The following is a 264-nucleotide window of genomic DNA, read 5'->3' as shown; positions in this document are numbered from 1 at the left end:
AAGTCCGGTTGTAGTGACCCTGGCCAATGGCCAAATCATCACCATCCCGATTGGCCAGAGCTCCGGCACGGCAACGGATGCCGTCAGCAACGATGTCTATCAAGGCCACGCGGCAGTCACCAACAGCATCACTAGCGTCAGCGGCGGCAATTACGAGAATCTTGTTGCCGACACGGATCCCGTCAGCACTGCCGTTACAGACGTAACGGATACCACGACAGTAACCCTCACCGCCACGCCGTCTGTGTTGGAAGGCGGCACCAT

Annotated in this window: 1 protein-coding gene; it reads left to right on the top strand. The window is 58.3% G+C overall.

Annotation, left to right across the window (positions count from 1 at the left end):
- A partial coding sequence (locus FS665_RS23505; protein WP_178108404.1) for an immunoglobulin-like domain-containing protein occupies window positions 1–264 on the top strand: 264 nt, incomplete at both ends.

The organism is Pseudomonas sp. URMO17WK12:I11, from assembly GCF_007677725.1.
GTDB lineage: Bacteria > Pseudomonadota > Gammaproteobacteria > Pseudomonadales > Pseudomonadaceae > Aquipseudomonas.
Note: the sequence above shows the minus strand (reverse complement) of the source record. Positions and strands in the feature narration are given on the sequence as shown.